Origin of the sequence: Rhodopseudomonas palustris (assembly GCF_003031265.1) — a bacterium.
Taxonomy (GTDB): Bacteria; Pseudomonadota; Alphaproteobacteria; order Rhizobiales; family Xanthobacteraceae; genus Rhodopseudomonas; species Rhodopseudomonas palustris_H.
In genome coordinates this window covers 1,032,579-1,054,226 of sequence record NZ_CP019966.1, presented here as the reverse complement: position 1 = coordinate 1,054,226, position 21,648 = coordinate 1,032,579, and the positions used below count along the sequence as shown (strand labels likewise).

24 protein-coding genes are annotated in these 21,648 nt (G+C 65.9%); 14 read left to right on the top strand and 10 right to left on the bottom strand.

The window, feature by feature from the left end:
- Nucleotides 1-129: 129 nt before the first annotated feature.
- Both RPPS3_RS04895 and RPPS3_RS04890 read right to left on the bottom strand, forming a co-directional pair.
- Nucleotides 130-540, bottom strand: coding sequence for a cell division protein ZapA (locus tag RPPS3_RS04895; protein ID WP_107343097.1), 411 nt, complete (start codon nucleotides 538-540; stop codon nucleotides 130-132).
- Nucleotides 537-881, bottom strand: coding sequence for a DUF4164 domain-containing protein (locus RPPS3_RS04890; RefSeq protein ID WP_107343096.1), 345 nt, complete (start codon nucleotides 879-881; stop codon nucleotides 537-539). The genes RPPS3_RS04895 and RPPS3_RS04890 overlap by 4 nt, the downstream gene beginning before the upstream one ends.
- Nucleotides 882-1,209: 328 nt before the next feature.
- Between RPPS3_RS04890 and tkt the strand changes: the two genes are divergently transcribed.
- From tkt to RPPS3_RS04850, 8 genes are all read left to right on the top strand, one after another.
- Complete coding sequence (gene tkt / locus RPPS3_RS04885; protein WP_107343095.1) at nucleotides 1,210-3,195, top strand: transketolase; 1,986 nt, start codon at nucleotides 1,210-1,212, stop codon at nucleotides 3,193-3,195.
- 215 nt (nucleotides 3,196-3,410) lie between these two features.
- Nucleotides 3,411-4,418, top strand: a complete 1,008-nt coding sequence (gap, locus tag RPPS3_RS04880; protein ID WP_107343094.1) for a type I glyceraldehyde-3-phosphate dehydrogenase — start codon at nucleotides 3,411-3,413, stop codon at nucleotides 4,416-4,418.
- Nucleotides 4,419-4,638: 220 nt separating this feature from the next.
- The gene (locus RPPS3_RS04875) at nucleotides 4,639-5,835 is read left to right on the top strand and encodes a phosphoglycerate kinase (RefSeq protein WP_107343093.1); all 1,197 of its coding nucleotides are present in this window, start codon (nucleotides 4,639-4,641) and stop codon (nucleotides 5,833-5,835) included.
- Between the two features lie 82 nt (nucleotides 5,836-5,917).
- Nucleotides 5,918-6,112 carry an antitoxin MazE-like protein gene (locus RPPS3_RS04870; protein WP_159060642.1) on the top strand — a complete coding sequence of 65 codons (195 nt, stop codon included), beginning with the start codon at nucleotides 5,918-5,920 and terminating at the stop codon, nucleotides 6,110-6,112.
- A 253-nt stretch (nucleotides 6,113-6,365) separates the two neighbouring features.
- The gene (locus RPPS3_RS04865; protein ID WP_107343091.1) at nucleotides 6,366-7,400 is read left to right on the top strand and encodes a class I fructose-bisphosphate aldolase; all 1,035 of its coding nucleotides are present in this window, start codon (nucleotides 6,366-6,368) and stop codon (nucleotides 7,398-7,400) included.
- Nucleotides 7,401-7,405: 5 nt separating this feature from the next.
- Nucleotides 7,406-8,065 carry a thiamine phosphate synthase gene (locus RPPS3_RS04860; protein ID WP_107343090.1) on the top strand — a complete coding sequence of 220 codons (660 nt, stop codon included), beginning with the start codon at nucleotides 7,406-7,408 and terminating at the stop codon, nucleotides 8,063-8,065.
- A 16-nt stretch (nucleotides 8,066-8,081) separates the two neighbouring features.
- Entirely contained in the window at nucleotides 8,082-9,176 is a 1,095-nt protein-coding gene (locus RPPS3_RS04855; RefSeq protein ID WP_107346438.1) for a tetratricopeptide repeat protein, read from the top strand.
- 103 nt (nucleotides 9,177-9,279) lie between these two features.
- Entirely contained in the window at nucleotides 9,280-10,068 is a 789-nt protein-coding gene (locus RPPS3_RS04850; RefSeq protein ID WP_107343089.1) for an inositol monophosphatase family protein, read from the top strand.
- Between the two features lie 344 nt (nucleotides 10,069-10,412).
- Here RPPS3_RS04850 and RPPS3_RS04845 read toward each other — a convergent pair whose 3' ends face one another.
- The 3 genes from RPPS3_RS04845 to ubiT form a co-directional block, all read right to left on the bottom strand.
- Nucleotides 10,413-11,333, bottom strand: coding sequence for a U32 family peptidase (locus tag RPPS3_RS04845; RefSeq protein WP_107343088.1), 921 nt, complete (start codon nucleotides 11,331-11,333; stop codon nucleotides 10,413-10,415).
- 68 nt (nucleotides 11,334-11,401) lie between these two features.
- Nucleotides 11,402-12,379: a ubiquinone anaerobic biosynthesis protein UbiU gene (gene ubiU, locus RPPS3_RS04840; RefSeq protein WP_107343087.1), complete on the bottom strand. Its 978-nt coding sequence runs from the start codon at nucleotides 12,377-12,379 to the stop codon at nucleotides 11,402-11,404.
- Between the two features lie 3 nt (nucleotides 12,380-12,382).
- Nucleotides 12,383-12,928 (bottom strand): ubiquinone anaerobic biosynthesis accessory factor UbiT, encoded by a 546-nt coding sequence (gene ubiT, locus RPPS3_RS04835; RefSeq protein WP_107343086.1) that lies wholly within the window; start codon nucleotides 12,926-12,928, stop codon nucleotides 12,383-12,385.
- 115 nt (nucleotides 12,929-13,043) lie between these two features.
- On the opposite strand from ubiT, the gene RPPS3_RS04830 reads away from it, so the two are divergent.
- Both RPPS3_RS04830 and RPPS3_RS04825 read left to right on the top strand, forming a co-directional pair.
- Nucleotides 13,044-14,582, top strand: a complete 1,539-nt coding sequence (locus RPPS3_RS04830) for a UbiD family decarboxylase (protein ID WP_107343085.1) — start codon at nucleotides 13,044-13,046, stop codon at nucleotides 14,580-14,582.
- The gene (locus tag RPPS3_RS04825) at nucleotides 14,579-15,181 is read left to right on the top strand and encodes a UbiX family flavin prenyltransferase (RefSeq protein WP_107343084.1); all 603 of its coding nucleotides are present in this window, start codon (nucleotides 14,579-14,581) and stop codon (nucleotides 15,179-15,181) included. The genes RPPS3_RS04830 and RPPS3_RS04825 overlap by 4 nt, the downstream gene beginning before the upstream one ends.
- Before the next feature lie 67 nt (nucleotides 15,182-15,248).
- On the opposite strand, the gene RPPS3_RS04820 is transcribed toward RPPS3_RS04825, so the two are convergent.
- Nucleotides 15,249-15,827 (bottom strand): hypothetical protein, encoded by a 579-nt coding sequence (locus RPPS3_RS04820; protein ID WP_107346437.1) that lies wholly within the window; start codon nucleotides 15,825-15,827, stop codon nucleotides 15,249-15,251.
- Between the two features lie 78 nt (nucleotides 15,828-15,905).
- Between RPPS3_RS04820 and RPPS3_RS04815 the strand changes: the two genes are divergently transcribed.
- Both RPPS3_RS04815 and RPPS3_RS04810 read left to right on the top strand, forming a co-directional pair.
- Complete coding sequence (locus RPPS3_RS04815) at nucleotides 15,906-16,481, top strand: DUF2975 domain-containing protein (RefSeq protein WP_107343083.1); 576 nt, start codon at nucleotides 15,906-15,908, stop codon at nucleotides 16,479-16,481.
- Between the two features lie 3 nt (nucleotides 16,482-16,484).
- A complete protein-coding gene (locus RPPS3_RS04810) occupies nucleotides 16,485-16,694 on the top strand; it encodes a helix-turn-helix domain-containing protein (RefSeq protein ID WP_107343082.1) in 210 nt (69 codons plus the stop codon).
- Nucleotides 16,695-16,791: 97 nt separating this feature from the next.
- Here the strand turns inward: RPPS3_RS04810 and RPPS3_RS04805 are convergent, their stop codons facing one another.
- The 4 genes from RPPS3_RS04805 to RPPS3_RS04790 all read right to left on the bottom strand — a co-directional run bounded on the left by RPPS3_RS04805 (nucleotide 16,792) and on the right by RPPS3_RS04790 (nucleotide 19,401).
- Entirely contained in the window at nucleotides 16,792-16,986 is a 195-nt protein-coding gene (locus RPPS3_RS04805) for a hypothetical protein (RefSeq protein WP_107343081.1), read from the bottom strand.
- Between the two features lie 87 nt (nucleotides 16,987-17,073).
- Nucleotides 17,074-17,241 (bottom strand): hypothetical protein, encoded by a 168-nt coding sequence (locus tag RPPS3_RS04800; RefSeq protein ID WP_205502341.1) that lies wholly within the window; start codon nucleotides 17,239-17,241, stop codon nucleotides 17,074-17,076.
- Nucleotides 17,242-17,551: 310 nt separating this feature from the next.
- Nucleotides 17,552-18,577, bottom strand: a complete 1,026-nt coding sequence (locus RPPS3_RS04795; protein WP_107343080.1) for an SAM-dependent methyltransferase — start codon at nucleotides 18,575-18,577, stop codon at nucleotides 17,552-17,554.
- Nucleotides 18,574-19,401 (bottom strand): DUF1295 domain-containing protein, encoded by an 828-nt coding sequence (locus RPPS3_RS04790; protein ID WP_434006771.1) that lies wholly within the window; start codon nucleotides 19,399-19,401, stop codon nucleotides 18,574-18,576. The genes RPPS3_RS04795 and RPPS3_RS04790 overlap by 4 nt, the downstream gene beginning before the upstream one ends.
- 180 nt (nucleotides 19,402-19,581) lie before the next feature.
- Here RPPS3_RS04790 and RPPS3_RS04785 point away from each other — a divergent pair, with 180 nt between their 5' ends.
- Nucleotides 19,582-20,601 (top strand): flagellar motor protein MotA, encoded by a 1,020-nt coding sequence (locus RPPS3_RS04785; protein WP_107343079.1) that lies wholly within the window; start codon nucleotides 19,582-19,584, stop codon nucleotides 20,599-20,601.
- A complete protein-coding gene (locus tag RPPS3_RS04780; protein ID WP_107343078.1) occupies nucleotides 20,601-21,626 on the top strand; it encodes a peptidoglycan -binding protein in 1,026 nt (341 codons plus the stop codon). Before RPPS3_RS04785 ends, RPPS3_RS04780 begins: the two co-directional genes overlap by 1 nt.
- Nucleotides 21,627-21,648 lie beyond the last annotated feature (22 nt).

Genomic DNA, 21,648 nt, shown 5'->3' with positions numbered 1-21,648 from the left:
GCGTCATTCCGGGGCGATCGCGAACGCGAGCGAACCCGGAATCTGGAGCTGTTGAGCAACCGGCATTTCAACATATCGGGATTCCGGGTTCACGCGCTCTGCGCGTGCCCCGGAATGACGGAGTAACAATTACCCGATCGCGATGCCGCCGCCGATGGTGCGGTTGAGGACCTGGGTGGTGCGTTCGATGCGTTCGGCGGCGCTGTTGAGCGCGGCGGCGACGGCGCGGTTGGTCGACACGGTGCGATCGAGCGAAGCGGCGCGGTCGTTGCGCAAAGCATCGACTTCCTGCTGCAGCGAGGCGATGCGGCCGTGGGCATCGAGGAGTTCATCGGCCATCATCAGCGCCGCCATCACGGTGAGGCGCGCATCGCCGATCTCGCCGAACCGGCCGCGCAGGCTCTGAATCCGCGTCTCGAGATTTTCAGCAAGCCCGAGCAGTTGCGGCTCCTGGCCCGGCTCGCAGGCCATCCGGTATTGCCGGCCGTTGATGGTGACGCTGACGTGGTTGGCGGATCCAGCGGAGTCGCTCGAGCTCATGACTCCTCCTCGGCCGGCTGTGGATCGCCCGCTTCCGTGTCGAGCACGTGGCGAATGGTGTCGATGGCGGAGTCGAGCCGCTGCGCGATCTCGCGGTTGACCCGCTCGAGCTTGCGGCTGCGCACCAGCGCACCGTCGAGTTCGTCGGCGAGGCGCGACCGATCGGCGCCGAGCGCCTGGATCCGCGAAGCCAGCTCGTCCTCGTCGCGGTCGGCCTCGGCACGCCGTTCCACCGCGCTTTCCAGCGCTTCGAGCGCCGCCGCGAGGCGGCGAGCCGCCGCAACGATCTCGGCCGGTGCCTGATCGGCAGCGATGGAACCGTGGGCAGGACGATCCGTCATGCTCGTTGCGCGACCCCTCGCAAGCTCCCACACCCAAGGTCTCTGGGGACCCCCACAAAAGCCACGATTGAACAAGCCTTTAGAGCATGAAATTTACGTGGCGCAGAAGCCCAGCGCAACGCTGCCGCTGAACTATGCACCGCAAAGCGCCCGCTGCAGGGCCGGTTCCGGGGCGAAATGTTGGCCCTAGCGGTATCGGGTGCTATGCCGAACTGGCTTCCCCGGCTGTCCAGCCCCATCTGTTCTGTTCATCGCCCTGCCATGGAGGCAGGGCACGTTCCGATTCTACCGGAACAACCGCAACCCTCATTTTCAGGCGAGATCCATCATGGCGCAGGTCGATCATTCCCGTATGGCAAACGCAATCCGGGCGCTGGCGATGGATGCGGTGGAGAAGGCCAAATCCGGCCATCCCGGCCTGCCGATGGGGGCCGCCGATGTTGCGACCGTGCTGTGGTCGCAGTTTCTGAAGTTCGATGCCGCCGATCCGCACTGGCCGGACCGCGACCGTTTCATCCTGTCGGCCGGTCACGGCTCGATGCTGCTCTATGCGCTGCTGTATCTGACCGGCAACGAGGAGCTGACGCTCGATCAGATCAAGAATTTCCGCCAGCTCGACTCCAAGACGCCCGGCCATCCCGAGAACTGCATCACTTCGTCGGTCGAGACCACCACCGGCCCGCTCGGCCAGGGCATCGCCTCCTCGGTCGGCACGGCGCTGGCGGAGCGGCTGCTGCAGGCGGAGTTCGGCGACATCGTCGATCACTACACCTACGTGCTGTGCTCGGACGGCGACCTGATGGAAGGCGTCAGCCACGAGGCGATCGCGCTCGCCGGTCACCTCAAGCTGTCGAAGCTGATCTTCCTGTACGACGACAACGGCATCTCGATCGACGGGCCGCTGTCGCTCACCGACAATGTCGACCAGGTCGCGCGCTTCCAGGCGCATGGCTGGAATTCGTTCCGGATCGACGGTCACGACCACAAGGCGATCGCCGACGCGATCCGCAAAGCCCAGGCCTCCGACCGGCCGACCATGATCGCCTGCAAGACCACGATCGGATTTGGCGCGCCGCATAAGGCCGGCACCTCGAAGGCGCATGGCGAACCGCTCGGAGCCGAAGAGCTTGCCGGCGCCAAAAAGGCGCTCGGCTGGGATTACGGCCCGTTCGAGATTCCGGACGACGTGCTCGGTGCCTGGCGCAATGTCGGCAAGCAGGGCGCCTCCGCCCGCGCCGACTGGCTGGCCCGGTTCGACGCGCTGCCGGCGGACAAGCGCGAGGATTTCAAACGCCGGGTGATCGACCGTAAGCGGCCGGCGGCGATTGCGGATACGATCCGTACGCTCAAGGACAAACTGGTCGCCGAACCGCAGACCATCGCCACCCGCAAGGCCAGCGAACTGGCACTGGAAGCGCTGACGCCGGTGGTGCCCGAGCTGCTGCTCGGCTCCGCCGACCTGACGCCCTCCAACAACACCCGCGTCAAGCAGGCCAAGGACGTGACACCGGACGATTTCTCCGGCCGCTACATCCACTACGGCATCCGCGAGATGGGCATGGCGGCGGCGATGAACGGCCTTGCGCTGCACGGCGGGTTCGCGCCCGCGGGCGGCACCTTCCTGTGCTTCACCGACTATGCGCGGCCGTCGATGCGGGTCGCGGCACTGTCACATGTGCCGGTCGTCTACATCATGACCCACGATTCGATCGGGCTCGGCGAAGACGGCCCGACGCATCAGCCGGTCGAACACCTCGCTGCGTTGCGGGCGATGCCGAACATGCGGGTATTTCGCCCGGCCGACGCGGTCGAGACCGCCGAATGCTGGCAGCTCGCGCTGGAGAACACCAAAGGGCCGACCGTGCTGGCGCTGTCGCGGCAGAACCTCGCTCAGGTCCGCACCGCGACCTCCGAGGCCAACCTCTGCGCCACCGGCGGCTATGAGCTGATCCCGGCACCGGGCACGGCGCAGGTGTCGATCTTCGCCACCGGCTCCGAGGTCGAGATCGCCGTCGCGGCGCAGAAGCTGCTCGAGGTGCAGGGCGTCGCCGCCCGCGTCGTCTCGGTGCCGTCGCTCGATCTGCTGCTGGCGCAGGACGACGCCACCCGCGCCGCGATCATCGGCGATGCGCCGGTCAAGGTCGCGGTCGAAGCCGCGGTGCGGTTCGGCTGGGACGCGGTGATCGGTCCGGACGGCGGCTTCGTCGGCATGACCGGCTTCGGCGCCAGCGCGCCGGCCAAGGACCTTTACAAGCACTTCGGAATTACCGCCGAGGCCGTGGCGGACGCCGCTAAGCGTCGGCTCGCCGCCTAATATCGCGGCGCCCGCACGCGGGCGATTAAGGATCGCGCAATTTTTCGGGCGCGGCAGTTCACCGCATCAGGTGGGCCGCGCCTGCGGTAAGTCTTTGATCTGAATCATGAACGAGCGGATTGCAACCGCTCGGTATTTTGGGCATGAAACCGCGCAAGAGTACGGGGAGCGCCCCGTCGTAGAATTGAAAATCATCTGCAGCGAGGAGAAGTTGGATGGCAGTTCGGGTCGCGATCAATGGGTTTGGCCGCATCGGCCGCAACGTTATGCGGGCGATCTACGAGTCCGGTCGTAAGGATATCGAAGTCGTTGCGATCAACGATCTCGGCCCGGTCGAGACCAATGCCCATCTGCTGCGCTTCGACTCCGTCCACGGCCGCTTCCCGCACGAGGTCAAGGTCGACGGCGACACCATCGATGCCGGCCGCGGCAAGATCAAGGTGACGGCGATCAAGGATCCGTCGGCGCTGCCGTACAAGGAAGTCGGCGTCGATATCGCGCTGGAATGCACCGGCATCTTCACCGCGCGCGATAAGGCCGCGGCGCTGCTGACCGCCGGCGCCAAGCGCGTTCTGGTTTCGGCTCCGTCGGACGGCGCTGACGCGACCATCGTGTATGGCGTCAACCACGCCACCCTGTCGAAGGACCACATGGTGGTTTCGAACGGCTCGTGCACCACGAACTGCCTGGCTCCGGTCGCCAAGGTGCTCAACGACACCGTCGGCATCGAAACCGGCTTCATGACCACGATCCATGCCTACACCGGCGACCAGCCGACGCTGGACACCATGCACAAGGATCTCTACCGCGGCCGCGCTGCGGCGATGTCGATGATCCCGACCTCGACCGGCGCCGCCAAGGCGATCGGCCTGGTGCTGCCCGAGCTGAAGGGCAAGCTGGACGGCGTCGCGATCCGCGTGCCGACCCCGAACGTCTCGGTGGTCGACCTCAAGATCATCGCCAAGAAGGCCACCACCAAGGAAGAGATCAACGAAGCGATCAAGCGCGCCGCCGAGCAGGAGCTGAAGGGCATCCTCGGCTACACTAACGCGCCGAACGTCTCGATCGACTTCAACCACGATCCGCACTCGTCCACCTTCCACATGGACCAGACCAAGGTGCAGAACGGCACGCTGGTGCGCGTGATGTCGTGGTACGACAACGAGTGGGGCTTCTCCAACCGCATGGCCGACACCGCCGTCGCGATGGGCAAGCTGATCTAATCGACCAAGTCTCGATCTAATCGACTAAGCCGCTCAGCGGCGAAGTCGACGACGACACGGCGCCTCGTGGACCAAGCTCGGGTATCACCCGCTTCTGCCATGAGGCGCCGCATTCGACGCGCCGAAGCTGTTCTTCGTGCGCCCATCATCCTCCCTCATCCTGAGGAGCCGAGCGCAGCGAGGCGTCTCGAAGGATGACACCCAAGGCACCGGGTTCATCATGACAAAGACATTCCGCACCCTCGACGACGTCGATGTGAAGGGCAAGCGCGTGCTGCTGCGCGTCGATCTGAACGTGCCGATGGACGCCGGCAAGGTGACCGACAACACCCGGCTTGAGCGCGTGATGCCGACCATCACCGAGCTGTCGAGCAAGGGCGCCAAGGTGATCCTGCTGGCGCATTTCGGCCGGCCGAAGGGTCGCGACGACAAGAACTCGCTCAAGCCGGTCGCCGCCGCGCTGGCCGACGTCATCAAGAAGCCGGTCGGCTTCGCTGATGACTGCATCGGCGAGCCCGCCGCCAAGGCGATCGCCGCGATGAACGACGGCGACATCCTGTGCCTGGAAAACACCCGTTTCCATCCCGAGGAAGAGAAGAACGATCCGGCGTTCGTCGCCAAGCTCGCCGAGCTCGGCGACATCTGGGTCAACGACGCGTTCTCGGCCGCGCACCGCGCCCACGCCACCACCGAAGGCCTCGGCCACAAGCTGCCGGCCTATGCGGGCCGCACCATGCAGGCCGAATTGGTCGCGCTGAACAAGGCGCTGGAAGCGCCGGTGAAGCCGGTGATCGCGATCGTCGGCGGCGCCAAGGTGTCGACCAAGATCGACCTGCTCGAAAACCTCGTCACCAAGGTGCAGGCGCTGGTGATCGGCGGCGGCATGGCCAACACCTTCCTGCACGCCCAGGGCGTCAAGGTCGGCAAGTCGCTGTGCGAGAAGGACCTGGCCCCGACCGCGCTGCGCATCCTCGATAAGGCTGAAGCCGCCAACTGCGCCATCATCCTCCCGGTCGACGCCACCGTGGCCTATCACTTCGAGGCCAACGCGCCGTCGTTCGCCTACGGCCTCGACGCGATCCCGCCGGACAGCATGATCCTCGACGTCGGCCCGCGCTCGATCGAGCGCATCCACGCCGCGATCGACGACGCAGCCACCCTGGTGTGGAACGGCCCGGTCGGCGCGTTCGAGTTGACGCCGTTCGACAAGGGCACCGTCGAAGCCGCCAAGCATGCCGCCAAGCGCACCAAGGCCGGCAAGCTGGTGTCGGTAGCGGGCGGCGGCGACACCGTCGCGGCGCTCAACCACGCCGGCGTCGCCGACGACTTCACCTACATCTCGACAGCCGGCGGCGCCTTCCTGGAATGGATGGAAGGCAAGCCGCTGCCGGGCGTGGAAGTGCTGCGGGTCAAGTAGGCCCAGCTCAGCCCACTCGGTCTCGAAGAACGCCCAGGTTGTAGATACAGCGTTTCGCACCTACACTCCGAGCAGGAGTGTGGTGCGGATCGCACGGCCGATGACGGCGCCTGGGCTGCGGCCGACCGATCCGCCGCTCCCTGACTTGAATGATCCAGAGATCAAGACAGAAATTCGCCGGGCGTGTGCGGCCATCAACGCGAGTGCAGAAGACCAAGAGCTCCTTGAGCAGCTCGCCGTTATGCAGATCGAAGTCTGGGGCGACGACGGGAAGTGACACGCCCGTCCCTACCGCATTCTCTCTCGTCATCGCCCGCGAAGGCGGGCGATCCAGTATGGCAGTGAAAGGCGGATCGAACACGAGCGCTCTGGAATACTGGTTCCCCCGCCTTCGCGGGGATGACGCTAGCCGCCTCTCCACTGGCGACATGGCCGCGGTCAATCGCGCCCTCGCCATCTTCCTCGGCATTGTCTAAGACCCTGTCCGAACGGCTTCCCAAACCAACAAGAACAGCCAAAGGAGAGACGCGATGAACCTCGCTGACTTGAACCAGATCGCTCGCGCCATGGTCGCGCCCGGCAAGGGCATTCTCGCTGCCGACGAGTCGTCGGGGACGATCAAGAAGCGGTTCGACGTGATCGGGGTGGAGTCGACCGAGACCAACCGCCGCGATTATCGCGAGATGCTGTTCCGCTCCAAGGAAGCGATGAGCGACTACGTCTCCGGCGTGATCCTGTACGACGAGACGATCTGGCAGAACGCCGCCGACGGCACTCCGCTGGTGAAGCTGATCGAGCAGGCCGGCAGCATCCCCGGCATCAAGGTCGACGAGGGCACCCAGCCGCTGCCGAACTGCCCGGGCGAGACCATCACGGTCGGCCTCGACAAGCTCGCCGAGCGGCTGGCCAAGTACTACAAGCAGGGCGCCCGTTTCGCGAAGTGGCGCGCCGTGATCGACATCGACACCGCCCGCGGCGTGCCAACCCACACCGCGATCATGACCAACGCCCATGCGCTGGCGCGCTACGCAGCGCTGTGCCAGCAGGCCCAGATCGTGCCGATCGTCGAGCCGGAGGTGCTGATGGACGGCGCCCACGACATCGACACCTGCTACAACGTCACCGAATGGGTGCTGAAGGAAACCTTCCAGCAACTCTACTTCCAGGGCGTCGCCCTCGAAGGCATGATCCTGAAGCCGAATATGGCGGTCCCCGGCAAGAAATCGGCTAAGAAGGCTTCGGTGCAGGAAGTCGCCGAGAAGACCGTGAAGCTGCTGAAGGCCTGCGTGCCATCGGCAGTTCCAGGCATCGCCTTCCTGTCCGGCGGCCAGTCGGACGAAGAAGCGACGGCGCATCTCGATGCCATGAACAAGATCGGCGGCCTGCCCTGGGGCCTCACCTTCTCGTACGGCCGTGCCCTGCAGGCCGCGCCGCAGAAGGCGTGGTCGGGCAAGGCCGAAAACGTCGCGGCCGGTCAGGCCGCGTTCACGCACCGGGCCCGGATGAACTCGCTCGCCGCCAAGGGCGAGTGGAGCGCCGAGCTCGAAACCAAGAAGGCCGCCTGAGCCGTATGAACGCCAAGCCTGCTCCATCGCGTCCGGCGCCGCGCCTGTATCTGGCGACGCCGGTAACTGCCGATCCCGCCGCCCTGGTCGCGGCTCTGCCGAAGCTGCTCGCCGCCGCCGATATCGCGGCGGTGCTGCTGCGGCTGGAGCCGTCCGATCCGCGGACCCTGACGTCGCGGATCAAGGCGGTGGCGCCGGTGGTGCAGGCAGGCGGCGCAGCTCTCCTGGTCGACGGCCACGCCGACCTGGTGGCGCGCGGCGGTGCCGATGGGGCGCATCTGTCCGGCCTCAAGGATATGCAGGAATGGCTGCCGCAATTGCAGCCGTCCCGGATTGCCGGCGTCGGCGGGCTGGAAACCCGCCATGATTCGATGATCGCCGGCGAAGCCGGCGCTGATTACGTGCTGTTCGGCGAGCCCGGCGCCGACGGCACCCGGCCGTCGGCCGAGGCGATTGCCGAGCGTTTGGACTGGTGGGCCGAGCTGTTCGAACCGCCATGCGTCGGCTATGCGACCAGCCGCGACGAAGTCCATCAATTCGCCACAGCAGGTGCCGATTTCGTGCTGGTGGGCGACTTCATCTGGAGCGCCGACGTTCCCACGGCCGCGCTGGCGGACGCCGGCGAAGCGCTGCGCCAAGGCTTCGCTGCCGCCCCCCGGCAATAACACATTGGATTCCAAGATGAAGGCGCTGCGCGCGTTCGCGATTGTTGCGGCTTCGTTGCTGCTTGCCACCGGCGCAGCGGCGCAAGTCTCGCTGTCGCCGCCGTCCGGCCCCAACCCGTTCCCGAAGCCGCTGGAGCCGGAAAAGCCGAAGCCCCGGCCGCCGGCCCCGGCCAAGGCCCCCGCCACCGAGGCGAAGGACAAGTCCAAGAAGCCGGCCGACAAACCCGACGCCAAGGCTGCCCCCGAGGGCGGCGGCGCGGCCGCGGCCGAAGATCCCAATGTCGACCTGGTGTACGGCGCCTATCAGCGCGGCTTTTACAAGACGGCGTTCGAGCTGGCCCAGAAGCGCGCCGCCGATAACGACGCCAAAGCCATGACCATGCTGGGCGAGCTTTACGCCAACGCCCTCGGCGTCAAGCGCGACTACAAGAAGGCGGTCGAGTGGTATTCGAAAGCTGCCGACCTCGGCGACCGCGAGGCGATGTTTGCGCTCGCCATGGCGCGGATGGGCGGCCGCGGCGGCCCGCCGAACCGTGAGGAAGCCGCCAAATGGCTGGCGCAGGCCGCCAAGCTCGGCGAGCCGAAGGCGGCCTATAATCTGGCGCTGCTCTACCTCGACGGCCAGACCTTCCCGCAGGACGTCAAGCGCGCGGCCGAACTGCTGCGGATGGCGGCCGACGCCGGCAACCCGGAAGCCCAATACGCGCTGGCGACCTTCTACAAAGAAGGTACCGGGGTAACAAAAAATATCGAGCAGTCGGTGCGGCTGCTGCAGGCAGCCGCGCTTGCCGGCAACGTCCCGGCCCAGGTCGAATACGCCATCGCGCTTTATAACGGCACCGGCACTCCGAAAAACGAGCCGGCCGCCGTAGCGCTGCTGCGCAAGGCGGCGCGCGCCAACAATCCGATCGCCCAGAATCGCCTCGCCCACGTGCTGGTCTCCGGCCAGGGCGCGCCGCGCGACATCAACGAAGCGATGAAATGGCACCTGGTCGCCAAGACCGCCGGTAAGGGCGACTTGCAACTCGACCAGACGCTGGCGCAGATGTCGCCCGAGGATCGCGCCAAGGCCGAAGAGGCGGCGCGGACCTGGATCGGCGGCGGCAAATGATCCGGGTTGACGCCGCCCGCCGCACAGGGCACCCCTTGCGGCCGCAAACCCCACACATCCCCTTCCCGACCAGACCGTTCGCAGGTCGTCACGAGACCAGACCATGATCCATTCCGCTCTCATCAACGTCATGGTCAAGGCGGCGCGCCGCGCCGGCCGCAGCCTCAAGCGCGACTTCGGCGAGATCGAAAATCTCCAGGTGTCGCTGAAGGGCCCGGCCAACTTCGTGTCCCGCGCCGACAAGCGCGCCGAAGAGATGCTGTACGAGGACCTGTCGAAGGCGCGCCCGGGTTACGGCTTCCTCGGCGAGGAAGGCGGCAGCCGCGAAGGCGCCGACAAGACCCATCGCTGGATCGTCGATCCGCTCGACGGCACCACCAACTTCCTGCACGGCATCCCGCATTTCGCGATCTCGATCGGGCTCGAGCGCGAGGGCACGATGATCGCCGGCGTGATCTACAATCCGGCCAATGAGGAGCTGTACATCGCCGAGCGCGGCAAGGGCGCGTTCCTCAACGACACCCGGCTGCGGGTCGCCAACCGCCGCGAACTCCACGACTGCGTCATCGGCTGCGGCCTGCCGCATCTCGGCCGCGGCGACTTCGCGCAGAACCAGCGCGAGATGGCCGCGCTGCAGCCCAAGGTCGCCGGCCTGCGTCGGTTCGGCACCGCCTCGCTCGACCTCGGCGCGGTCGCGGCCGGCCGCTTCGACGGCTTCTGGGAACGCAATCTGTCGCCGTGGGACATCGCGGCCGGCATCGTGATGATCCGCGAAGCCGGCGGCACCGTCGGCGACATCAACGGCGGCGACGTGCTCAAGACCGGCGACATCGTCTGCGGCAACGAAACCATCCACGCCGAACTCGCCCGGATCCTGAAGCCGCTGAGCTGACGCGTCGATCGGCCGACGGTCCTAACAAGGGCCGTCATCGCCGGGCTCGACCCGGCGATCCATCTTCTTCAATTGATGTTTGTTGAACACGCGCTCACGCGCGGGATGGATGCGCGGGTCAAGCCCGCGCATGACGGAACCGGGTGCTGGTCCGCAGTGCTCACGACGAGTGCCGGTCCGCCGTGCCACAGCATCGGTCGTCATCGCCCGCGCAGGCGGGCGACCCAGTATTCCAGAGCTTTGCTTCAAGAATCAGCACAACACCGTACTGGATCCTCCGCATAGGCGGAGGATGACGGTTGGTGGTTGTGGAGACGGCGCCGAGCTTCAAATAGTCGCTGTGCTTACGCCGCCGGCACGATCCGTCGCACGTCGCCAGAGTCGGTGACAAACGCAGCGCCCGGCTTGGAGAACAGGAAGCCGTTCGACTTCTTCAGCGAATAAAGCTGGTCGAGCTTCTGCGCACCTTCGGCCACCGCGGTCTTGCCGTCGATGACGTCGCGATACAGCTTGGCGACCGCCACCATGTCGCACTGCTGCGGCGACAGGCGCATCGAGGAAACGCCGGCGTCCTTGAGCTTGTCGATGTCGCCGAGCAGGCTGGCGCAGGTGTAGGACAGCGTCTGCACGCCGTTCATCGCCAGGAACGGCTCGTCATCGAGCGTCGTCACGGCGAGACCATCCGGGTCCTGCTCGCAGACGAACTTGCAATTGTCCTTCGCCAGCTTGTTGAGCCGGGCGTGATAGCACCGCGCCGAGATCGCCAGCGGTACGCGGCCGAACGAGAACACCTCGAACGACACGTTGGGCAGCGACTTGGCGATGCTGCGGATCGCCGACAGCGGCAGCTCCGGCGGCAGGCAGATGCGGCTGGCGCCGCGCGAGGCGAAATACGCCGCGGTCGCCTCGTTGTAGATGTTGACGAACGGACCGATCGCGTGAGCCTTGCCGCCGAGCATGCCGAGGCAGGAGAGGTCGTTGACCTCCATCATGAAGCCGTCGTCGGCGGCGAGCTCGGCCATCGCCTTGCGCTCGCGCGGCAGCGACATCAGCACCAGCGAGCCCATCAGCACTTTCTTGCCGGCGCTGGCGAGGCGCTCGACCACCGCCGGGATGTGCTCCTCGAGGAACGGCTGGCGCTTCGAGCACACCACCTCGCCGACCACGACGGTATCGACCGGCGCTTCGTCCGCGATGCGGAAATAGAAGTCGCGCCACTCTTCCGGCTTCCAGTTGAACAGCACCGGTCCAAGCGTGAGTTGCATGGGAGTAGCCTCGCTGTAGGTGGTTCGCGAAAAATCACTCGGCGCCGACAGGCGTCGGCGCCACGTTGTCAGCGCCAGGTCTTCTTGTAGGCGCCGGTGGTGGTCGACTGGCCTTCGGTCAGGCCGCGCAGTGCATCGACCGGGAGCGGCCGGCCGTCGTCGAGCGCGGCGAGCACGTCCTTGAAGGTCTTCACCACCCGCTCGATATAGGCCCGGCCGCGCTGGCGGCCTTCGATCTTCAGCGCCGCAACGCCGGCGGCGCGGAGGTCCGGCAGCATCGTGGTGGCATCGAGGCTGGCCGGGTCTTCGAACAGATAACCGCAGCCTTCGTCGGTCTGGTAGCGGCCCTTGCACAGCGTCGGATACGCCGCAGCCTCGCCCTTGGCGAACTTATTGATGGTGAACTCACCGAGCCGCGACACCAGCGAGCCGTTCTGCTCGCGATACTGGATCGAGGCGGCCGGCGAACACACGCCGTCCATGTTGGGCGACTTGCCGGTGGCGTAGGACGACAGCGAGCAGCGGCCCTCTTCCATCACGCACAGGCCGCCGAAGATGAAGACCTCGGTCTCGACCTTCACCTCTTTGGTGATCGCGGCGATTTCCTGCACGCTGAGCACGCGCGGCAGCACCACGCGCTGGGCGTTGAAGCTGTCGACATAGAACCGGATCGAATCCGGATTGGCGGCGGCCGCCTGCACCGAGACGTGCAGCCGCTGCTCCGGATGAGTCTTGGCACAGTAATCCATCACGCCGACGTCGGCGAGGATCAGCGCATCAGCTTCGGCCTCGACCGCGTCGTCGACCGCGCGCTGCCACAGCTCGACATTGCCGGCGCGCGCGAAGGTGTTGATCGCGACCAGCACCTTGGTGCCATAGCGATGCGCATGCGCGATCGACTCCCGCATCTCGTCGCGGCTGAAGTTCAGCCCCGGGAAGTTGCGCGCGTTGGTTTCGTCATTGAAGCCGCAATAGATCGCGTCGGCGCCTGCGGCGACGGCATCATGCAGCGCTGCCGGCGTACCAGCGGGACAGATCAGTTCCATGCTCTAACCTCCGCCTCCGACACCCAGCTCTTCGCGATAGCCGGGCTGCGCGCCGACCAGGCTGCGCAAGATCCGTTCGATCGGCGCCGCCAGCGGGCCGAACCACGCCACCGACTCTTTCAGGAAGTCGACGCGGGAATCGTCGATCGCATTGCGCAGCGCGACCACCGCTTCCATGTCGCCGTCGATTTCGATGTCGCGCGAGAAGAACAGCGCGTCGCCGTCATAGGAGCCGTCGGTCATGCCGATCAGCGCCGACAGCGGCCCCGCGATCCGCGCGTGGATGTTGGTGGGCAGCTTACGCACCACCGTGACCCGCGGACTCATCCGACGCGGCTCGAGCACGAACGCAATCGGCAGGTCGGTCGGCGCGAGGCCGTAACGCTTGCCGGTGTGCGGACCGAGGCGATCGAAGATCCGGGGATGGCGCGCGCGAATTTCGCGCAAGCAGATTCCGAGCAGCACCTGCAGTGGCAACAGCGGCAACACCCGCGTCGCGAGGGCAAGCGGCACGGGCATCCTGGAGACGGACGAGTTGGATACCGACATGGGCCACCTTATCGTGAACAGTCCGCGTAGCCCGGCCCCGACGGTACTTCTTTGCGCCTGATCAAAGACAGCGTCGATGGCAAGTGCTGACCAGTGTTGTCCGCAGGGAGACATCATGCTGAGCCGCGTCAAACCGCCCTTCCCTGATCTGCGTGCATTTATTGGCTATCTCGAATCACGCGGACAGTTGCACCGCATCCGCAAGCCGGTGTCGGTGGTCCACGACCTCACCGAAATCCATCGCCGCGTGCTGCATGCCGGTGGCCCGGCACTCCTGATAGAAAACCCGATCAAGGCCGACGGCAGGCCGTCGGAGATGCCGATCCTGGTCAATCTGTTCGGCACGGTCGAACGGGTGGCCTGGGGCCTCGGCATCCTGCCGGAAAACCTCTCGCGGCTCGGCGAGGCGCTCGCCGAAATGCGGGAGCCGGCGCCGCCCCAGAGCCTGACCGACGCGTTGAGCAAACTGCCAATGGCCAAGGCCGCGCTGGCGATGCGGCCGAAGATGGCGAAATCGGCGTCGGTGCAGGAAGTGGTGCTGACCGGCGACGCGGTCGACCTCGGCCGGCTGCCGGTGCAGATCCCCTGGCCGGGAGAGCCGGCGCCGCTGATCACCTGGGGCCTCGTCTTCACCAAGCCGCCGCCCGGCGCGCACGGCACCGACAATGTCGGCGTCTACCGGATGCAGGTGCTGGGCAAGGATCGCCTCATCATGCGCTGGCTGGCGCACCGCGGCGGCGCCAAGCACCACCACCAGTGGAAGGCCGACAAGCGCGAGATGCCGGTCGCGATCGTGATCGGCGCCGATCCGTCGATGATTCTCTCGGCGGTGCTGCCGCTGCCGGAGACGGTTTCGGAGATCAAATTCGCCGGCCTGCTCGGCGGCGAGCGGCCAAGTCTGACGCCGTGCCAAACCGTTCCGATCAGCGTGCCGGCCGATGCCGAGATCGTGCTCGAAGGCTTCGTGTCGCCGACCGAAACCGCGCCGGAGGGGCCGTATGGCGACCACACCGGCTATTACAACGCGGTCGAGGAATTCCCGGTGATGCGGATCACCGCCATTACCATGCGCCGGCACCCGATCTATCTGTCGACCTATACGGGCCGGCCGCCGGACGAGCCGTCGCGGCTCGGCGAGGCGTTCAACGACGTGTTTCTCCCGGTCGCGCGCCGTCAATTCCCCGAGATCGTCGACCTGTGGCTGCCGCCGGAGGCGTGCTCCTATCGGATCGCGGTCGCCTCGATCAAGAAGCGCTATCCTGGCCAGGCGCGCCGGCTGATGATGGGGCTGTGGTCGATGCTGCCGCAGTTCAGCTACACCAAGCTCCTGATCATCGTCGACGACGACGTCGATGTCCGCGACTGGGCCGACGTGATGTGGGCGGTCTCGACGCGGAGCGACACCTCGCGCGACATGGTGTCGATCAGCGACACCCCGATCGATTATCTCGACTTCGCCTCGCCGAAATCCGGACTTGGCGGTAAGCTCGGCATCGACGCCACCAACAAGATCGGCACCGAAACCGAGCGCGAGTGGGGCAAGGTGTTGGAGATGGACAAAGACGTGATCGCGCGGGTCGATGCGATGTGGACCAGCCTCGGGCTGTCGCCGGAACATCAGCCGGCGGCCGGGCAGCGCCGACTGATTCGATGAGCACGCAGCACCGCATCGTGGTCGGCATCAGCGGCGCCTCGGGCGCAGCGGTAGGGCTGCGGGTGGTCGAACTGCTGGCCTCGGTCGATTGCGAAGTGCATCTGGTGGTGTCGAAGGCAGCAAGACGGACCATCGCCTACGAGGTCGGACCGAACGCGCTCGATCACGCCGCCGACCTGGTGCATCGCTTTCACAAGATCGACGACGTCGGCGCCTGTATCGCCTCCGGCTCGTTCCGCACCTCCGGCATGATCGTGGCGCCGTGTTCGATCCGCACCCTGTCGGCGATCGCCCACGGCGATCTCGACAATCTGCTGGTGCGCTCCGCTGACGTGCAGCTCAAAGAGCGGCGCCGGCTGGTGCTGATGCTGCGCGAGACGCCGCTGCATCTCGGCCATATCCGCAGCATGGCGCAGGCGACCGAGATCGGCGCAATCGTGGCGCCGCTGTCGCCGGCGTTCTATCAGCGGCCGCGCTCGATCTCGGAAATGGTCGACCACATGGCGCTGCGCGCGATCGGCTTGCTCGGCCTGAACGATCTGGAGCTGTCGGCTCCAGAATGGTCCGACGACACCCCGCCGACCTGTCCGAAGCCCTGAGCCGTTCCTTCGCTGCTCGGCCTGCTCCTTCTCCCCGCACGCGGGGAGAAGTGAAGAACTGCCCCTTCTAGTTACACAGCGGAATGCGCTCGGGCACAGCCTCTTTCGGCACGTCCTTGCGCAGGTCGACGTCGCGCGTCAGCGGGAAGAAGTCGCCGGTGCGCTCGGTCTTCAGATAGGTCGTGACCAGAGTCTTGGCCGGCAGCGTGCCGGTGCGGCAGGCTTCGGCGCCGACCCCGATCGTCAGCGAGCCGCGCTCGCCCTTTTCCTTGTGAGCCGCCATTTGGTCGCGGACCGCGAGCAGCCGCGGCACATCCTCGGGTGCGATCCGGAAGGCGTAGATCATGGTGTCGTTCGTCACGTCATCCTTCAGCGACAACAGTTCGCCGGGATCATCCAGATCGGCCAGCACGAACGCCTGCTCGCGTTTATCCGCGCCCACCGCCACGGTGACGCGCAGGGTGACCCGGCGCGGCCGCAGCCCTTGCGGCAACCGCACGGCAATGCGCAGCGCCGCCGGATCGGTTGCGGCCAGATCGGTACGTACCAGCTTGACCATCGAGGTGATCGGAACGGAGCTGCAGGCAGTCAGGGCACCGAGCGCCATGGCGGCGGCGGCAAATCTGAAAGAGGCGGCGAAGCGCATGACGCTCATCCTATCTTGACGATGATAAATTATCGTTTTACGATAATTTCATCTCGAAATAGATGATGGAGCCTTGCAATGCAAGCACGACTATCCGGCACCTCGATCGGACTGACCGGTCCGGCGGCCACCAAGCTGGTGCGGCTGTCGCGCGCGATGGAATGGATGAGCACAATTGGGATCGTGCTGATCGTGGGGCTGATCGGCGCCGTCTTCCTGGTCCCGAGCTGGACCCGCAATCTGCTGCTGACCAAGCTCGGCGAGATCGGCACGCGCCTGCCGCTCGACGCCGGCAATCAGGCGCTGGCGGCGGTGATTATCAGCGTGCCGGTTGCCGTGATGCTGTGGGGGTTGGTCAATGTGCGGTCGCTGTTCGCCGAGTTCGCGCGAGGCCAGGTCTTCACCACCACAGCAGCCACCCACCTGCAGCGCTTCGGCATCGCCGTGCTGGCGCAGGGTCTGCTTGGCCCCGTCACCGCGACCGCTTTGGCGCTCGCGCTGTCGCTCAGCAATCCCCCCGGTCAACGTCTGCTGGTGCTGACGTTCTCCAGCAACGACTATGTTTCGGTGATCGTCGGCGGCGTCCTGGTGGCGGTCGCGGCGGTGATGCGCGAAGCGGCGCGGCTGGCGGACGAGAATGCGAGCTTCGTGTAGGCGATGGCGATTGTGGTGAATCTCGACGTGATGCTGGCGCGGCGCAAGATGCGCTCGAAGGAGCTCGCCGAGCAGATCGGCATCACCGAGCAGAACGTCTCGCTGCTGAAATCCGGCAAGGTGAAGGGCATTCGGTTCGAAACGCTGTCACGGATTTGCGCGGTGCTGGAGTGTCAACCCGGCGACATTCTCGAATACGTCGAAGATAAATAGCACCGAACAAGAAAAGGCCGGCAGCTGCGAGGCGCAGGTGCCGGCCTTCGAATTTTCAAGTTGGCGCCGCGATCGGCGCGGGCGGATCGACGTCCGATCAGGCCGTCGCGGGCCGCGAGGCGTGTTCGTGCGGCCGCCAGTCTTCCGCCGCTTCGTCCCAGTAATGGGCGTCGTCGAAGCGCTTCCAGTGCGCGTTCTGCGCCACGACCTCACGGCCGCCGATGATCAAGGCCACCAGACCGATCAGGCCGACCAGCCCGTAGATCGCTGCGATCAATGCAACAATGGTCAAGGCTCTTTCCTCACTGTTTGCGATGAGCACCCTGGAAGCTCGACGGCGGGTGCGCCCGTCTTGAACTCGTAGCTTAGTTCACCGAACTCAGTTCGCCCACGCGAACCAGCCGAAGCGCCGCTCGGGCGCCTGCTTGGCGGTCACCACCGGAGCCGGGGGCTGCGGTTGCGCACGCTGAGTTGCCTTACGCCACAGATCGTCGACGACGAGATACGCAATCAACGCAGGGCCGACGGCGCACGTCAGGAACAACACGAGCGATCCGACAGAATCTAGAAACACGTCACACCTCCTGCTTTCGTCGAAGGCAAAACTAGGGAAAGTACCGCTGCCCGCATTGCGCCGGATCAATTTTGTCGGCCCGGTTCAGGAACCAAGAAGTGATTAGTTCCATGTAGTTAGCTGTTTATTAAGCGGGATTTTTGGGCCCAGAACCGCTTGAAAACACTACTGCTCACTGTGTTGTGAATTGGCCGCGAGAGCGGCGCCACAACGAGCGCGCGCATCGTCGAGCTTTGCAGCACACGCAGAGCGACAACACGTCGCGCCCCCCGTGCGCGAACAGTCAGGCCGGCTTCAGGCGGTAATGACTCACGCCCCATTCGTCGCCGTCGGCATAGCCGAACAGACCGGAGGTTGCGAGGAAGAACCAGCGCCAGCGACGCATCCACAACGCGGTGTCGTCGCCATAGACCGGGCGCAGGATGGTTTCGATCTCGTCGCGGTGACGATCGAAATTGACCAGCCAGTCTTCGGCCGTGCGCTGGTAGTGACGACCGCTCCAGCGCCACTGCTCGTCGATCTCGAACAGATCGGCGTATTGCCGGATCAGCCGGTGGCTCGGCATCACTCCGCCGGTGAAGAAATGCTGCGCGATCCAGTCGGCAGCGTCGGTTCGGTCGAACAAGTAAGTGCCGCGGCGGTGACTGAAGACGTGCATGAAAAACAACCCGCCCGGCTTCAGCCAGCCGCGGATCCAAGTCATCAGCTTGCGCCAGTTCATCATGTGCTCGAACATCTCGACCGAGACCACACGGTCGAATTTGTCGTGGGGTTCGAACGCATTCATGTCGCAGGTGACGACGCGCAGGTTCATCAGCCGCCGCGCGGCGGCCTGAGCCTCGATGTACTGCCGCTGCGACGCCGAGTTCGACACCGACAGGATCCGCGCATAGGGAAACCGCTCGGCCATCGCCAGCGACAGCGAACCCCAGCCGCAGCCGAGTTCGAGGATCGCCTGGCCGTCGCGCAGGTCGGCGTGCTCTATCGTCAGCCGCAGCGCCTCCGCTTCCGCCTGCGCCAGCGTGGTCTCGGCATCGCGATAGAAGCAGGATGAGTATTTGCGGTGCGGCCCGAGCACCTTGCCGAAGAACGCCGCCGGAACCTCGTAGTGCTGGGCGTTCGCCGCGTCGGGATGCTCGGCGACCTCGCGCGCCGCCATCGCGTGCGCGAATGCCGCGTCGCTGGTCTCATTGCCGAGCGCCATCTTGGCGGCGGTGCGGGCGCACAGCATCCGGATGCCGGCGCGGATCACCGCATCCGGCAGCGGCACCCGCTCGGCAATGTCGATCAGCGAGGCGAGCCCGCTCATGGCGTGGCGGAGCGCCGGGGCGGCAGCGGGAAGAACATCGAGGTCCTGGCCTGGTAGTCGCGATAGCGGTCACCGCGCGATTTCAGCATCTGCTCCTCGAGCGGCGGAATGCCGGTGACGTACACCAGGATCCAGTACATGAACAGCGGCGCTGCCACGGCCGCATAGCCCCAGAGGTAAGACAGCGGCTCGGCGAACGGGATCGCGATCACCGGATAGGCCAGCCAGCCGAACCACTGGAAGAAGTAGTTCGGATGCCGCGACCACCGCCACAGCCCGGCGTCGCACACCTTGCCCTTGTTGGCGGGATCTTCACGGAACGCCTTGAGCTGGGAGTCGGCCAGCCCTTCGCCGGCGATGCCGACGATCAGGATCAGCACGCCGAGATAGTCCTGCAGCCGCAAGCTGCCGGCCGGCGCATGCGCCGCGACGAAGATCGCAAACACCAGCGGAATGGTGGCGTAGGCCTGATTCTGCAGGAAGAAGAACATCTTCTTCGGTGCATCCGCGCCCCACTCCGCCGCGTAGGCGGCGTAGCGCGGATCGTCGGAAATTTGCTGGGTGCGGGCGGCGATGTGCGAGCCGAGCCGCAGCGACCACGCCGCGACCAGCACCGCCACCAGCCATTGCCGCGCATCCGGCGCAGCGCCGTCGATCGGCCACAACGACGACACCGCGCCGGTCAACCCGAGCGAAAACGTCCAGATAGTATCGACCCAGCCGGAATTGCCGGTCCGCTGCTGCACCACCCATGCGCCGGCCATCAGCACCGCCAGCGCCACCGCGATTCCCGCCAGCGCTCCGAGATACACACCCGTCATCATCCACCCGTCGTTCGACTGCCATGCTGAGACGGCAGATACGTTCTGCGCCACGTCGGAGTTTCGATTCGAGTTCCCCCACGACGCGGTGGCGGATAACCGCCGCAACGGCTTTCTTCCGCGCCGTGCTGTGCCATATTGGGTGAAACAGCCGCTTCCGGCAAACCGGAGACCAAACCGACGATGGCTTCAGGCCCTTCCCCGCGCCACGCGATGGAGATCGAACTCGACAAGTTGTCGTCGCCGCGAATCTTCCTGGTGCGGATGCTGGTGTTCCTGGTGCTGTGCGCGCTGATCGTGGTGGTGTTGTACAAGCAGGTGCTGGCCGCGTTTATGGCCAATCCGGGCCTCAATGGCCTGATCGGCGCGGTGCTGGTGATCGGCGTCGTGCTGGCCTTCCGCCAGGTGATCCGGCTGTATCCCGAGGTCGCCTGGGTCAATAACTTCCGCATCAACGATCCGGGGCTGGCGCTCGACCGGCGGCCGAGTTTGCTGGCGCCGATGGCCGCGATCCTCGGCGGCGAGCGCTCCGGGCGGATCGCGATCTCGCCGCAGACAATGCGGCACCTGCTCGACTCGATCGCCACAAGGCTCGACGAAGCACGCGACATCTCGCGCTACATAACCGGGCTTTTGGTCTTCCTCGGCCTGCTCGGCACGTTCTGGGGCCTGATCGAGACCGTCGGATCGATCGGCGGGGTGATCGGCAGCCTGAAAGTGACCGGCGACGCCGGCTCGCTGTTCGACACCTTGAAGGAAGGCCTCGCCGCCCCGCTCGGCGGCATGGGGATTTCGTTCTCGTCGTCGCTGTTCGGTCTCGCCGGCTCGCTGATCCTCGGCTTCCTCGATCTGCAGTCCAGCCAGGCACAGAACCGTTTCTACACCGACCTCGAAGATTGGCTGGCCTCGACGGTGCGGAGCTCGGCCGGCGATGGCGCGCTTGCCGGCAGCGCCGACCTGCAGGCCGCGCTCGAGCGGCTGCGGCTGACACTGGAGGACGGCGGCGCCAACCGCGCCACCACCGCCGCGATGGCCAACCTCGCCAACGCGATCCAGAGCCTGGTCGCGCACATGCGCAACGAGCAGCAGATGATCCGCGAATGGGCCGACGCCCAGGGCGAGCAGAACCGCGAGATCAAGGAGCTGTTGTCCGCCCTGGTGCAGCGGCCGGAGAAGAGCCTGCGCGAGCCGGAGAAGAGCTGATGGCGCTGGCCCGTGGCCGCCGGCAGGAATCCGGCTTCAATTACTGGCCCGGCTTCGTCGATGCGCTGTCGACCCTGATCCTCGGCATCGTGTTTCTGCTCACCGTGTTCCTGGTAGTTCAGTTCTTCCTGTCGCAGGAGGTCACCGGCAAGGACAAGGCGCTGGCCGAGCTGAACGCCAAGATCGCGCAGCTCAACGACATCCTGTCGCTGGAAAAGCTCGGCAAGCTCAATCTGGAGGAGCAGCTGGCGCAGATGCGCGCCGGGCTATCGGCGGCCGAGAGCGAACGCGACCGGGTCAAGGGCCTGTATGACGGCCTCGCCGGCGCCGGCAACGACGCTGCCGGCCGCGCCACCGAACTCAACAAGGCGCTGGATTCGGAAAAGCAGATCTCGGCCCGCGCGCTGGCACAGGTCGAAGTGCTGAACCAGCAGATCGCCGCGCTGCGCCGCCAGCTCGCCGCGCTGGAAGAAGCGCTCGACGCATCCGAGAAGCGCGGCAAGGAATCCCAGAACAAGATCGCCGATCTCGGCCAGCGGCTGAACGTCGCGCTGGCGCAGCGGGTGCAGGAGCTGTCGCGCTACCGCTCGGAGTTCTTCGGCCGCCTGCGCGCCATCCTGGGCGACCGGCCCGACATCCGCATCGTCGGCGACCGCTTCGTCTTCCAATCCGAAGTGTTCTTCGATACCGGCCAGGCACTGCTGCTGCCGGAAGGCCGCGCCGAGCTCGACAAGGTCGCCGAGGCGCTGAAGGAGCTCGACAAGAAGATCCCGGCCGAGCTGCCCTGGGTGGTGCGGGTCGACGGCCACACCGACAAGCGGCCAATCACCGGCGCCTTCAAGTCGAACTGGGAACTGTCGAGCGCCCGCGCGATCTCGGTGGTGCAGTATCTAATGTCGCTCGGTGTGCCGGCGCAGCGCCTGGTCGCCGCCGGCTTCGCCGAATTCCAGCCGCTCGACACCGCCGACACCGACGACGCCTATAAGCGCAACCGGCGGATCGAACTGAAGCTGACGGAGCGGTAAGGTTGTTCTTGTCGTGGGTCCC

Excerpts from the sequence above, each read along its gene's own strand:
- RPPS3_RS04895 (WP_107343097.1), bottom strand. The coding sequence starts at position 540 with ATGAGCTCGAGCGACTCCGCTGGATCCGCCAACCACGTCAGCGTCACC.
- RPPS3_RS04890 (WP_107343096.1), bottom strand. The coding sequence starts at position 881 with ATGACGGATCGTCCTGCCCACGGTTCCATCGCTGCCGATCAGGCACCG.
- tkt (WP_107343095.1), top strand. The coding sequence starts at position 1,210 with ATGGCGCAGGTCGATCATTCCCGTATGGCAAACGCAATCCGGGCGCTG.
- gap (WP_107343094.1), top strand. The coding sequence starts at position 3,411 with ATGGCAGTTCGGGTCGCGATCAATGGGTTTGGCCGCATCGGCCGCAAC.
- RPPS3_RS04875 (WP_107343093.1), top strand. The coding sequence starts at position 4,639 with ATGACAAAGACATTCCGCACCCTCGACGACGTCGATGTGAAGGGCAAG.
- RPPS3_RS04865 (WP_107343091.1), top strand. The coding sequence starts at position 6,366 with ATGAACCTCGCTGACTTGAACCAGATCGCTCGCGCCATGGTCGCGCCC.
- RPPS3_RS04860 (WP_107343090.1), top strand. The coding sequence starts at position 7,406 with ATGAACGCCAAGCCTGCTCCATCGCGTCCGGCGCCGCGCCTGTATCTG.
- RPPS3_RS04855 (WP_107346438.1), top strand. The coding sequence starts at position 8,082 with ATGAAGGCGCTGCGCGCGTTCGCGATTGTTGCGGCTTCGTTGCTGCTT.
- RPPS3_RS04850 (WP_107343089.1), top strand. The coding sequence starts at position 9,280 with ATGATCCATTCCGCTCTCATCAACGTCATGGTCAAGGCGGCGCGCCGC.
- RPPS3_RS04845 (WP_107343088.1), bottom strand. The coding sequence starts at position 11,333 with ATGCAACTCACGCTTGGACCGGTGCTGTTCAACTGGAAGCCGGAAGAG.
- ubiU (WP_107343087.1), bottom strand. The coding sequence starts at position 12,379 with ATGGAACTGATCTGTCCCGCTGGTACGCCGGCAGCGCTGCATGATGCC.
- ubiT (WP_107343086.1), bottom strand. The coding sequence starts at position 12,928 with ATGTCGGTATCCAACTCGTCCGTCTCCAGGATGCCCGTGCCGCTTGCC.
- RPPS3_RS04830 (WP_107343085.1), top strand. The coding sequence starts at position 13,044 with ATGCTGAGCCGCGTCAAACCGCCCTTCCCTGATCTGCGTGCATTTATT.
- RPPS3_RS04825 (WP_107343084.1), top strand. The coding sequence starts at position 14,579 with ATGAGCACGCAGCACCGCATCGTGGTCGGCATCAGCGGCGCCTCGGGC.
- RPPS3_RS04820 (WP_107346437.1), bottom strand. The coding sequence starts at position 15,827 with ATGCGCTTCGCCGCCTCTTTCAGATTTGCCGCCGCCGCCATGGCGCTC.
- RPPS3_RS04815 (WP_107343083.1), top strand. The coding sequence starts at position 15,906 with ATGCAAGCACGACTATCCGGCACCTCGATCGGACTGACCGGTCCGGCG.
- RPPS3_RS04810 (WP_107343082.1), top strand. The coding sequence starts at position 16,485 with ATGGCGATTGTGGTGAATCTCGACGTGATGCTGGCGCGGCGCAAGATG.
- RPPS3_RS04795 (WP_107343080.1), bottom strand. The coding sequence starts at position 18,577 with ATGAGCGGGCTCGCCTCGCTGATCGACATTGCCGAGCGGGTGCCGCTG.
- RPPS3_RS04790 (WP_434006771.1), bottom strand. The coding sequence starts at position 19,401 with ATGATGACGGGTGTGTATCTCGGAGCGCTGGCGGGAATCGCGGTGGCG.
- RPPS3_RS04785 (WP_107343079.1), top strand. The coding sequence starts at position 19,582 with ATGGCTTCAGGCCCTTCCCCGCGCCACGCGATGGAGATCGAACTCGAC.
- RPPS3_RS04780 (WP_107343078.1), top strand. The coding sequence starts at position 20,601 with ATGGCGCTGGCCCGTGGCCGCCGGCAGGAATCCGGCTTCAATTACTGG.